This is a genomic window from Oceanobacillus sp. CFH 90083, from assembly GCF_009389585.1.
Taxonomy (GTDB): domain Bacteria; phylum Bacillota; class Bacilli; order Bacillales; family Amphibacillaceae; genus Oceanobacillus.
The window spans coordinates 14,314-26,881 of the sequence record NZ_VIYG01000008.1; the positions used below are offsets into that span (position 1 = coordinate 14,314).

Annotated in this window: 6 protein-coding genes; all 6 read left to right on the forward strand. The window is 29.9% G+C overall.

Annotation, left to right across the window (positions count from 1 at the left end; translation table 11 throughout):
• Nucleotides 1–96: 96 nt before the first annotated feature.
• Nucleotides 97–2,562: a sensor histidine kinase gene (locus tag FLK20_RS13285; protein WP_152657080.1), complete on the forward strand. Its 2,466-nt coding sequence runs from the start codon at nucleotides 97–99 to the stop codon at nucleotides 2,560–2,562.
• Between the two features lie 5 nt (nucleotides 2,563–2,567).
• Nucleotides 2,568–4,433 carry a hypothetical protein gene (locus tag FLK20_RS13290; RefSeq protein ID WP_152657081.1) on the forward strand — a complete coding sequence of 622 codons (1,866 nt, stop codon included), beginning with the start codon at nucleotides 2,568–2,570 and terminating at the stop codon, nucleotides 4,431–4,433.
• Between the two features lie 958 nt (nucleotides 4,434–5,391).
• Nucleotides 5,392–5,640: a hypothetical protein gene (locus FLK20_RS13295; protein WP_152657082.1), complete on the forward strand. Its 249-nt coding sequence runs from the start codon at nucleotides 5,392–5,394 to the stop codon at nucleotides 5,638–5,640.
• 899 nt (nucleotides 5,641–6,539) lie between these two features.
• The gene (locus FLK20_RS13300) at nucleotides 6,540–8,198 is read left to right on the forward strand and encodes a DNA adenine methylase (protein ID WP_152657083.1); all 1,659 of its coding nucleotides are present in this window, start codon (nucleotides 6,540–6,542) and stop codon (nucleotides 8,196–8,198) included.
• A 20-nt stretch (nucleotides 8,199–8,218) separates the two neighbouring features.
• Nucleotides 8,219–10,249, forward strand: coding sequence for an ATP-binding protein (locus tag FLK20_RS13305; RefSeq protein ID WP_152657084.1), 2,031 nt, complete (start codon nucleotides 8,219–8,221; stop codon nucleotides 10,247–10,249).
• 237 nt (nucleotides 10,250–10,486) lie between these two features.
• Nucleotides 10,487–12,433, forward strand: a complete 1,947-nt coding sequence (locus tag FLK20_RS13310) for a DUF2075 domain-containing protein (protein WP_152657085.1) — start codon at nucleotides 10,487–10,489, stop codon at nucleotides 12,431–12,433.
• The last annotated feature ends 135 nt before the right edge of the window (nucleotides 12,434–12,568 follow it).

A 12,568-nucleotide genomic window follows, 5' to 3' on the forward strand; every position in this document is an offset into this window, starting at 1 on the left:
AGGAATGAAAAAGTTATACTAATAAAATAGTAATTTTGGTATAATTTAGATTGACGTGGAAAGAGTTTAAATTTTATAAAAGAGGGTGTGAAAATAGTGAGTGAAGATTTACAACCCACACTTGAGAATAGCTATGAAGTGCCAATGAGTATTTCTGCAAGGGTTATCTATCAATTAGGGGAAGAATTGATTTCGGATGAATTCGTAGCTTTAGGAGAATTAATCAAAAACTCATACGATGCTGATTGTAGAAAAGTTGTTATAAAGGTTGATACTAAGGCAGTTACCCCTTTTGGTCAAGGTAGAATTACTATTAGTGATAACGGGAATGGTATGGTTCCGTCTACAATTAAGAATTCTTTTTTAAGAATTTCTAGTCACTTTAAAAAGGTTGAGAAGTTTTCACCATTTTTTAACAGAAGAACGTTAGGGAATAAAGGGTTGGGAAGACTTTCGATTCAAAGACTAGGTAATCATGTTACTGTATCTACTTCCCCTAGGATTGAAAGATTGAGTAAAATAGCTAAAGAAGAAGATTTTGAAATTTATAAAAATTTCAATGAATATAATGTTACTATTAATTGGCTTGATTTTAGAGGAGATAATGAAGACAAGGACCTTTCTAATGTAAAGGCATCAGTCGAATTGAAAAATAATGAAAAACCTAAACTAGGCACTACTTTAATTATTGAAGGTATAAGAAATTTAGGATTTTGGGATTTAAATAAAAAAACGGAGACAAAAATTAAAACAGAAATTTTTGGAATGGTTAATCCTTTTTTACAGAATACAGAAAGTCGATTTAAGGTAACTCTAGAAATAGATGATAAAAAAATTACAAATGATGATATAGAAGAAAGTTTTCTATCATTAATTAGCGATGTTGAAGTAGAATTTTCTGTAGAGAAGTGGATTTTAAATTTAAAGATCTTAATCAAAAAAAAGTATAGTGAACGCTTGATGTCTGAAACAATCAAAAAGATGATAAATAATGGTTTTGAGCATGAAACCTTAAGAAATTATGATGATAAGGAGATTTTTCATCAAATTAATTTAGAATCGAATTTTCAAACAGAGTACCCATTTTTAAATGATATTTTTTTTCACCATTGTATTGATATTCAATTAAACAGGAAAATAAAAGCATATCCAGGAAATTTTAAAGGGAAACTATATGCTTCTGATCAATCTGCTAATGCTTTAACTGAGGATAAATTGATACTTAATGAAAACGGGCATGCGTTTAGTACCAATAATGAGATAAAATCCATATTAAAAGCATCACAAGGGATTTATTTATTTAGAAATGACTTTCGTATTTTACCATATGGTCCGGAAAAAGACTGGTTTAAATTTACCTATTATTCGCAAAGAGTAAAGAATACTATCTTTAAAGGGTACAACGTATCCGGTTATGTAGATTTAGATGGTCAAACTAGTGAGGGCTTACAAGAGCAAACGAATCGTCAAGGTCTAATTGAAGATGAATATGGGAATAATTTCCTTGTGATTATACAAGATGTTATCGCAAACCTTATATTTCGTGAAGATGTAAAGCTGAGATATGAAACTAATGTAGAAAAATTGGATTCTAATATTACGAGTTTAAAATCGATAGATGGTCATGTAATATTTAGGCGAATAAAAATGAATCCTGAAGAAAAGAACGAAATATTTCAAAAAATAGAGACAGAGGCAAACACATTAAAGTCATTAGTCGATAATGAAAATTCTGGTCATGTGGTAAAAATTTCAAAACAACTAAAAACCTTAAAAGACACTACTCAAAAAGAAGAAAAATTTAATAAACAAGAGAAGTTTCGTTATGAACAAGAAATTAATCAGCTTAAATCGTTAATAGGGTTAGCGGGCCAGGGCATTATTGTGGAATCTCTTACCCATGAACTTCACAAGATAGAAAGTAGTATTGCTGCATATGCACGTGAGAGTAAAAAAGAACTACAAAGTAAGTATATAGAAGACATGCAAAAACAAAAAATAAATCGGTTTCAAGATGCTATCTTACATGAAATAACCTTTCTTCAGATGCAGTTAAAGCATCTCGAACCCACATATCGGAAAAATAGAAACATTTTATCAGAAATGTCACTGAAATCACTTCTAAGAGAACTTTATCTTGGTAATGGACCAATGGCACAAAAAGCGAAAAAAAATAATATAACTGTTGAAATAATAGGAGACGATATCTTATTGAAATCTAATAAAGGAATCTTGGTTACAATATTTGATAATATTTTTCTTAATTCTTTATATTGGGCGCATAAGAATAATTCTAATGAGTTATTTATAATATTTGAATTAGATGTAATACAAAATACAGTTGTTGTTTATGATTCTGGTCCGGGATTTCATAAAGATATAGTAAATAAAATGTTTGAACCCTACGAGAGTATGAAGCCTGAGGGTAGGGGGTTAGGATTATACATTGTCGGCGAACTATTACGATCTCTAAATGGAAAGATAGAAGTTGTAAAAAAAGATAAAAATTTATTGGGGAATTTTTATAAATTAAAATTGGAATTTTTCTTTAACAAGGAGTGAGAAAATTGACAACACTGAGCTCAGCTAAAGGTGAAGAAATTACTCAAAATATTATTGCGTTTAAAGAGTGGCTTGGAAACTTAGGTATTTCGCATGTGATATCCTTTGACGACGAATGGTCTATACTGCAGAATAAAACAACTCATGAGAATAGAATTGATGATTATTTAAATGATGATATTGATGACTTTATTAGTAATTTTGCTCTTAATGTGACCGAAGATGAATTCTTTGAAATTGATAATCAAGGTTTAACCAATGTAGAGGATATATTACAATTAGATGAGGGTAATAATTTAGATAATGTCAAACAAATTTTCTTAGAGGTTTTTGCTGGTCAAAAAATAATAAAACCTTTAGAAATCCTAAAAGATGTTATGGAAAAAGTTTGTGAAGGCACAGATATACAATTTCAAATGTTCAGCCAACTTAGCTTTGAAGGAATTGAACAAATCAGCGGGAGAATTCTATTTTTACTTGATATGAATATGAAAAAAATAGGATTATCTAAAGATGTAGTAATCGATACCATTACTACATTAAAGAGTCGGCGGAAAGGATTATTTGATTTAGCAATTGTTTACTCACACGATGATTTACACAGATACAAACAACAACAAACAAAAATTGAGTATATTGAGGAGTATTTGGAGAAAGATCCAGATATTTTAAAAGATGATTCTGATATGAGCAGATTAGAATTTAAGCATTTATTTGCCTATCAGCTATGGGGTATAAATAAAACAGAAGAACAGAAAATGCTGGCAGAAGAGTTACTAACAACTATTGAAAAAGCTGCTTTGGGTTACTCTTTACATGATTATCTTGAATCGAAAATGTTATTAACAAATAGAGCTACAATAGAGCTTTTAAACCTTCCTGAAAAGAAAATGGAACTATTATTACAAGACTCATTTGTTGAGGGAGAAAAATTTCTAGACATTTTAAATAGGACACACAAAAGTATTCTTAATAAAATTGAATTGGAAGATATAAAGGAAGAAAGTAATTATAAGAATATAATAAAAAATATAATGAAAGTAGCTAGTGCCAAAGATAAGATTTTACTAAAAAAATTAAACGGACAAAATATTGCTAATTTCAGCAAAAAAGAACTCGAAAGTAAAATAACAGACAAAACTTATTCAGGTATTGCCGAATATAATTTAATTGATTACAGTATAAATCATCTTTATGAAAACCTATATACAGGAGATTTGTTTGAATTAACATTAAATGGAGAATCATACATAAAATATGCTGTGTTAATCTCTGCGAATTGTGACTTACCATTGAGGTTCCCCAGAGTAACTAGTGATGGTATAGCTAGAAACGAGAGCTCATTAGTTCTTTGTCTCTATGAAAAAGATGAGATCGAAAATAAGATTAAAGATATTAAAAATTTGAAAGCTAATGAAAACTTTTTGTGGCCTATTAAAAACGGAGATTATGATGATTGTATTTTAACCCCACTTAATCAATTTATCACATTAGAGGGTAAGTTATTAGATTTATGTACTTTAAATTCAGAAGGGATAGCTGCTTTAGAACTAAGTGGTATTGATTTTTCTAAAACATATAAGAATTATCATACAATAAAATATATTGATGAAACTCTAAAAATTTGGGTTGAAGAGGTATTAACTTTAGATTCTTATATGGATAGTTCAATTTATAAGGGCCAAGTGGAAAAGTCTAAATTATTGCCTGTTTTAGCAGGATTGAAATATGGTATAAAGATGAATACTGATAACTTAAGCTTTGCTATAAAAAGAATTGGTAGATTAAATAAAGAAACCACTTTGAAAGTTGTGCAGCATAATATGTCTAATTTAAGTAGAATTGGTCTTGAAAAAATGCCATTTAGATAATAGAACGTAATAAAGTAAGAGTTATTTTTGCATAGCCATTTTTCTTAAACATAATTATTGTGTATAAAAGAGTGTTTTTTAATTAAAATAAATTATATTATTGCGTGATAGAACACGTGGTTTTACCTGTTTTTAATAGTCTTTTGATAATAAGGTGAATTTAATGAAATGCAATAATAAAAAAGATGAATTATTTTGGGGTGAATTAAACTATACAGGAGAAAATAATTATGCATCATTTTTCAACTCAAAATCAATACACGGAATAGTTTGAAAAAATGGAGTGTTTTCATTCTAGAACAAATTTAAAACAATATTTGCTTTGTTAAGGGAAAGAGTAAGGTAGACTTTTATAGAAAATATGTATTTCGCAAAACAATTTCACATAGAATTGCAAAGCCCTAATATATAGGTTATTTTTTATTTGATACGGAGCTTCTGAATCATGAGTCAAGAGCCATGGAGCCAGACAGCACAAAGAATCCGGCTTTTCCATAGAAGGTACAATGCTTGTCTCTCCACGTCAAACAGTGATGATTTCATTATGTATTTTTCTTTGCAATTCTTTGAATGCAACCTTGCAAAGTTGTGTACTTTTATTTTGCATTACACAGAAAATACAATAAAGAGGCTCAGTACTGAAAAGACAGATTATTTCCTTTAAAATTTTATAGCAAGTTGTAATAGCTATTGATAAATCAATTAATGGTGAGAGTGTTCAGGCATGGATAGTTGGTCATAGAACAGTGTTAGGAAAGTCAATATAAATATGAAAAACATTTTAAATGATTGGTTTAAAAATATTGGTTATGAAAAAATTACTGATTTAAGCTAGAGAGTATTCTTCTAATAAGGCTTCCTGATTGTATAGATTCGACAGTGAATCGGAGTGAGTAAAACTTAACAAAAGCTATTTATTCATGTTATCTATTATTCTAGAAAAAGGGGAGTAGAACTCATGATGCATAAAGATGAACTTCAATGTTTGGTAAAAGAAGCTTTAGAGTCAGCTAATGGATCTGCAAATATAGTTAAAGTTTCTGAATATATATGGAATCATTACGAAAAAGAATTAAAAGAATCAGGTAATTTGTTTTATACATGGCAATATGATATTAGATGGGCAGCAAACGAATTGAGACGCAAAGGAATAATGAAAGATGCTGAAAACTCACCAAGAGGAGTTTGGGAGCTTGTTTCCTATTAATCCAATATTAAACAACGGATGAGACAGTGTGGTATGGCAACACTAAATTGAATAAATTTTTAAAGGTGAACTAAACTTAAATTGTAATAGTAATTATAACACTTTATTTAACAAACCACACTTTTCGTAAAATCACTATATAAAGCTTAAATTCTGCGAACGCCACCGACGAGATCTGGTAGCTTAATATTTTTTACGGAAGTTGTATTTAGTTCATTTTCGACCTGTCTAGTATACTTATTTGAATAACTGTTTATCACATGCTTTCTTTGGTGAAGATACTGAACAGTCTGTTATATAGCTAGATTGTTCCTCTTCCCTAAGATGAGTAAGAGTGAGCAAAATAAATGTCTATACCTTTCTCTTCTTCTTATTCAGATTCAGTCAGCTCATGGAACTTCGAACCATTATCTGCCGTAATACTTTAAAAAGTAATTTGAAGATCAGGGTATTTATATCTAAAATATCCGTTGCTTATTGTACCTATTTGCTTTCCATCTTCCAAATAATTTCATAATATGCTCCCCGCTCCATCGATGTAAGTAATACCGCATCTTTGGAGTGCCAATCAAGAACCGTATCAATTTCTTAGCGCCACTGCTATTTTCTATCTTTGGCACAGAAACACTTCTTTCCCAGCTCTTTATGTAGATATGAATATTGCGGTTGATAGGTGCTTATTTTTCAGCAGTAATGCTTTTCGTAAAAGCTGGTAAACATTTCAACATTTGGTGATACAAAAAAATGCAATTCTGGTATATATTGAATGCTATATTCATTTTAAAATATGAATACATTGTGGTACATGGAATTATAAGACATATTCATGTATAATGTAATTGTAAAAATTTCTTTTAAAGAGGACATTATTGCTAGATAGAGAAGGATGAGTGATAGATATGGAAAACATTTGGGATATTGACTTGAATTATACAGGAGAGAATGATTATTCTTCATTCTTCAGAACGAATGGAAGTTTCCATGGATATCCAGCAAAAGCATTTCCTAAAATGGTAAATGCAATATTGCAGCTAATACAGTCACAATATAATATAAACACTGTGCTAGATCCGTTTGTGGGTAGCGGTACTATTGGTCTTGAAGCCAAGTATGCAGGCCTGGATTTTATTGGATCAGATCTAAATCCTCTTTCAATATTATTGGCAAGGACCAAAGTTTTAACAGTAAATAATACAGATTATACTATTAAAGAAATAGAAAGATTTCTAGATGAAGAATTAAGTGCTTCACTAATATCTGAGGATGATATACCAAATTTTGACAAAATAGATTACTGGTTTAAGAAAAAAAATATACAACAGATATCAATAGTTAAAAAAAAGATAGATATTTTTTTATCAGCAAGGAAAAAAAAGGATAGAGAACAGTTTGCCCTTATTCTTTTGACCGCTCTTAGTGCTACTATTAGAAAAAGTTCCCTTTCAAGAAATGATGAATTCAAATTATATAGAATGTCACCAATAAAAATAAAAGAACATAATATAGATTCAAAAAAAGAATTTAAAGAGAATGTAGAAGTTATTTTAGATATGCTTCAAAAGATAAAATTTAATCAGCAAACAGAATCCAAAGCTGAAGTGTACTTTAGTAATGCTAAAAAATTAGATTATATGAAAAATCGAAAAGCGGATTTGATTTTAACTTCTCCTCCATATGGGGATTCTAAAAGTACAGTTGCTTATGGTCAATACTCAAGATTATCAATACAATGGTTAGGTGATTTAATAGAAAAATATTTAAATATTCCTATCATGACGGATAATTGTGATGAAGTGTTATTAGGTGGGGGAAGTTCTATAACAAACAGCTCTAGCTCCAAAGTCTTGGAAGAATCCAGTACATTAAGTTCTCTTTATGATGTTATGAATAAAAAAGTTGAATATGAAAAAGGAAGATATAGAGAAGCATTAACATCTCTAAAAGAGTTAAAGTCTAATAATAAATATAAAGCAAGTGCTACTTTAATTCGTAGTTTTAGTAATAATCACTTATTATGGGGATTAGTTACGGAGAGACTTCGATTAACTATATTTAGAAAGTTAAAAGAAAAAGGAAATATAAGTGATAAAAAAGTAAAAGAATTATCCAAATACCAAGCATTAGAAAAAATGAAATTTTTAGAAAGAGGAAACAAGAAACAGTTTTATAAAACCTATAAAATGGTTATTGAAAATATTCCTAGAGTGATAGAAACAATAAGAAGAAAGATTTTATCTTATGAAAAAAGAAAAAGAGAAGTTATGCATTTTTTCGAAGATTTATATGATGTAGTATTAAAAACAGATGAGGTACTGAATGAAAGTGGTATTCAAGCTTGGATTGTTGGTCATAGAACAGTTATGGGAGATATTAATATAAATTTTGAGAGGATTCTTTCAGAATGGTTTAGTAATTTAGGTTATGTTAATATTACATCTTTAAGCAGAGATTATTCGTTTAAACGTTTACCTCATAGTATAAATTCTACAATATTAAGAAATGAAGAAATACAGACAATGTTACAGGAATATATTCTAATAGTTCAAAAAAACCGTTAATTATTATAAGGGGGATAATTATGCAGGTGATGGATATTGAGATACCTTACGAAAAACAAATGGATGTAATTAGTGAAGTTGCTAGTCCTCTAGTAGTTGTAACAGAGTTAATAAAAAATGCATTTGATGAATTTGCTAAACGAATTACTGTAAGTATTGACACCAAAGACAATGTAATTGAAATTATTGATGATGGGGAGGGGTTTACAGAAGAGTCAATAAAATTACTTGCTAGACCAGGAGAATCTTATAAAAAAAGAAATAATCACATACTGAATCAACACAACAAAGTGTTTGCAGGTAGTATGGGAATAGGATTATTTTCAGTTTTTTCAATAGCAGATAATTTTAAAATAGTGTCTAAAAATGAAGAAGATGAATTCGTTATATACGCTAGTAGAAATGAAATTAAATATGAAAGAAGTCAAGGCGTAATAGATAAAGGGACAAGAATCTCACTTTATAATGTGAATGAATCAGATATAAAAGTTTTAATAGAAGACATTAAACAAGATAAAATGAAGCACATTTCTCTGAATAATTATAAAAGAGAATATAATTTATTTTCTTTAGATGTAAAAATAAATGGTATCTCACAAGACTTAAATTCCCCTTTTATTGACGATTTGTATTATAAAGATATAGCAAAGTTTACTTCTAAAGTCGAATTTAAATATAGTAAAGACAAAATGGAACTTACTTATAAATATACAAGGAAAAATAACTCTATTATTAACCCTAAACCAATTACTATAAAATTTGATAAACATATTAATATAGAAGATATTTTAAAAGAACATTATAATATTAAAAAAATCCAAAAAAGTGAAGATTTTATATTTTTACCATATGAAGCAGATACTGTATGTGACTTTGAAGGTGTTTTTTATATACGAGAAGGAGCTAAGGGATATCAGCAAATTAGGGAGTTTGGCCCTGCAATAAGATTATATGTAAATGGATTTGGTTTATATAATTACTTGGAACGCGAAAAAGATTGGCTAAATCTTTCTTATTTGACAGCGAATGTAAAAAACAGCGGAGTGAAACCCAATAATACTATTGGATATATCTCTTTTAACCATTTTATAGAGAGTGAGGAAGAATTAGAGATTTCTAAAGAAAGATCTCATTTTTATGATAAAACCCCTTATAGAGCATTATATGAAATGGTTTATAAAATCGTTACATTACTAACATTTAACATAGACGTTGCAGCAAGGAATACACTGAGTATTTACTTCAATAATGAGTATCTGGAAAAATATAATCAAAGTAAAGATAAAAAGGCAGAAGGGGAAGAAACTTTACCATTAGAATCAGGAGAAAAAAAGTTTCTAGGAATCGGAGAAAATTTATCAGGGACAAAAGAAAAGGATTCCCAAGGGTTAAAAGAAAATGAACAAGAGATAAGAGAGAAAGACTCTATAGAATCGATAGTGAGCGGACAACTTCCAGAAGGAAAGGATACCATGGAATCAAAGAAAGGTTCACAGGTATCAGAAGAAAGTTTTGAAGGTGGATCAAAATCCAATGGTTCAATTCCAAGAGGTGATTCTCCAGGCAATTTCTTTGAACATATAACATGGCATGGTAAACTTAAGCCTAGCAATAATGATCACGTAGGTTTAATTGTTGCTTTGGATGAACTACATAAAATGTCTAAAAAAAGAGTTAAGTCAACTAAGACTTTTGAAAAAGCTTATTATAGTTTTCCAGTAAGTGCTGGTATGTTACTTAGAACTGCATACGAGCAAGCTCTTATCTTACAGTTGAAAAAGACTGCAGAATGGAGCAAAATAAACCAGCAATGTAGAGGCATGCCTACATTGAAAAATATTGAACATTATGTAAAAGATAATATTACAATTGTTTTGCCTGATCAACAAATGAAAAGAGCTTTTAATAGTGTGAAAAGCATTAGTTCTCGAGATTTTCTAAACTCAAATATACACCACCCTGGTTTGATACGAACAACTCCCTCTACACTCGAAGGAATGACAAATGGTGGTATGTATTCATTAATTAGTTGTATTATTTCTAATTTATAATTACTAACATTGACTTAGCTTTTTTATGAAATCTTGGCATGCGATATAGAATTATAATGAATTCATTATAAAACTTTCAGATATATATTCTTTTATTTAGAAGCAGTGCGTATATCCTTAAAAAATACTTTCAATGTTAAAGTAAATAGCTCGCTATATAATAACTTGATAAAATAGTATTTTATACTGATCGTAAACAATATTCTAGTCAATTTATAAGTAGATTGAGGGATCCCTATGTTAGTATACGAAGCCACAAAATCCGAATTTTTAGATGATGTTTTTAACGACGAGTTAACGAACAACATTATTAACAATTTCCAAGAAAAAATAGGCTCAGTAAATAAAAGTGAAGTTCGATCATGGGATAATTCAATGCAGTATATGTATAGAGTGTTAGGAGATAATGATATACCCAAAGACGCTGGAGTAGCAATTGAATATAGAATTCCATACTCATCAAAAAGAGTTGATTTTTTAATAACTGGAAAGAGAGATAATAAAGAGTCTGTTGTCATAGTTGAATTGAAACAATGGGATAAGGTTGAAAAAGTGGAAGGTAAAGAAGCAATTGTTAAGACTAACTTTAGTAATGGTCTTGTGGAGACTACACATCCTTCCTATCAAGCTTGGTCCTATGCATCATTGATTAAAGATTATAATGCAACTGTACAGCAAGATGATATAAATATTCATCCTTGTACATATCTGCATAATTATATAGTAAACAAAGACTCTGATCCTTTAACAGATAATGTATATCAATACTATTTAGATCAAGCACCTGTTTACGCAAAAGGAGATGCGAAAAGGCTAAGGGAATTTATAAAGAAATACATAAAGTACGGAGACAATAAAGAGACGTTATATAAGATAGAAAAAGGAAGAATACGACCATCCAAATCATTACAAGATGCACTAAATTCAATGCTGCAGGGAAATGAAGAATTTATTATGATTGATGAACAGAAGGTTGTATTTGAAGAAGCTTTAAGACTTGCTAGTGAAGCGAAACGGACAAATACTAAACAAGTTCTTATTGTAGAAGGTGGACCTGGAACAGGAAAGTCTGTTCTAGCAGTTAATCTATTAGTTGAATTAACTAGAAAGAGTCTGGTAGCTCAATATGTAACGAAAAACTCAGCTCCTAGAAATATCTATGCGACAAAGCTTAAACAAGATTTTAAAAAGACACAAATTGATAATTTATTTAAAGGGTCTGGTAGTTATGTTGATGCACCCAATAATGAATTTGATGTCTTGATAGTAGATGAAGCACACCGCTTAAATGAAAAATCAGGAATGTTTCAGAACTTAGGTGAAAATCAAGTAAAAGAATTAATTCATGCGAGTAATATGACAATATTTTTTATAGATGAGCATCAAAGAGTAACTTTAAAAGATATAGGAAGTGTCGATTTAATCAAGAAATATACGAATGAATATAATGGAGTAATTCATAAACTAGAGCTGGAGTCTCAATTCCGATGTAATGGATCTGATGGATATTTAGCATGGATTGATAACGTGCTACAAATTAGAGAAACAGCTAATTCAAATTTTATAGGTAAAGATTATGATTTCCGTGTGTTTGATGATCCTAACAAATTGTTAGAGAGTATTAGAAATTGGAATAAAAATAATAATAAAGCACGGATGTTGGCTGGTTATTGTTGGGAGTGGCCAAAGGAATCGCGAACTAAATCCGATATTCCGGACATAGTAATTCCAGAAAAAGACTTTGGTATTAGCTGGAACTTAGATAATACACTCACATGGGCTATCGATGATAGTTCTGTAAATGAAGCTGGCTGCATCCATACCTCACAAGGATTAGAATTTGATTATGTAGGTGTAATTATTGGGGACGACCTTTTGTTTAAAGATGGAAAAGTCTGTACGGATTATACCAAGCGTGCTAAATCAGATCGTTCTCTATTTGGTATTAAAAAAATGATAAAAGAAAAGCCTGAAGAAGCAGAAAAACTAGCTGATACGATAATAAGAAATACGTACAGGACATTATTAACCCGAGGACAAAAAGGTTGTTTTGTTTACTGTACAGATACAGCATTGGCAAACTATTTAAAGGATAGGATTGAAAAGGTCATTGATTATGGTTCTGAAGGATTTTTTAATTCAAATTCATTTGTAGCTGAAGATAAGGGCCCTTATAAATGGTAGCGTTAGAGAGTATTGGAGACATAACGAACTGACTATGCCGGATTTGAGTTACTGACTTATTCTAGTCAAAACAATAAAAAGGATTTCCGTATCCTGATTCATTCAGCAGCATACGGAAATCCTTTTTATAGGTTT

Excerpts from the sequence above, each read along its gene's own strand:
- FLK20_RS13295 (WP_152657082.1), top strand. The coding sequence starts at position 5,392 with ATGATGCATAAAGATGAACTTCAATGTTTGGTAAAAGAAGCTTTAGAG.
- FLK20_RS13300 (WP_152657083.1), top strand. The coding sequence starts at position 6,540 with ATGGAAAACATTTGGGATATTGACTTGAATTATACAGGAGAGAATGAT.
- FLK20_RS13305 (WP_152657084.1), top strand. The coding sequence starts at position 8,219 with ATGCAGGTGATGGATATTGAGATACCTTACGAAAAACAAATGGATGTA.
- FLK20_RS13310 (WP_152657085.1), top strand. The coding sequence starts at position 10,487 with ATGTTAGTATACGAAGCCACAAAATCCGAATTTTTAGATGATGTTTTT.